Origin of the sequence: Brevundimonas sp. UBA7534 (assembly GCF_002479325.1) — a bacterium.
Lineage (GTDB): Bacteria > Pseudomonadota > Alphaproteobacteria > Caulobacterales > Caulobacteraceae > Brevundimonas.
In genome coordinates this window covers 5002-5406 of record NZ_DLMO01000020.1, presented here as the reverse complement: position 1 = coordinate 5406, position 405 = coordinate 5002, and the positions used below count along the sequence as shown (strand labels likewise).

The 405-nt window shown below is 68.1% G+C and carries 1 protein-coding gene; it reads left to right on the top strand.

Features of this window, described 5'->3' with window-relative positions; all coding sequences use genetic code 11:
- Positions 1-359 (top strand): hypothetical protein (locus B2U11_RS01305; RefSeq protein WP_292069225.1); only part of this gene is annotated, 359 nt, incomplete at its 5' end.
- Positions 360-405: the final 46 nt, after the last annotated feature.

Here is a 405-nt window from a genome sequence, read left to right as displayed (position 1 = left end):
GTGATGGGCGTGACCGGAGACAGGGCGCCATGACCGCGACCACGACCACGACGAGGAGCGCCAGAGCGAGGAGGGTTTCCATCACCAGGTCGAGCTTCAGACGTCCGACCGCGCCGGAAGTCCTTGGGAATGTGACGGGCGCTGGCGAGATCCGGGGCCAGGTGGACGCGATTTGCGGCCGGCATGCGCGCGAAGATGAACAGCTTGCCCACCAGCACGGGCCGATGCGCGTCCGCCTTGGCATGGAAGTGGCGGCCGGCGACCCCTTGGCCACGGTTCATTCGGAAACCCCGGGCGAACGGGATTACGCCCTGGAATATGCAGCGTCGCATGGCGACCGGATCGAAGTCGATGTCTGATGCTCCAAAGTCCCGGCCCGCGTCGCGCGGGCGGTGGCCGCGGCCG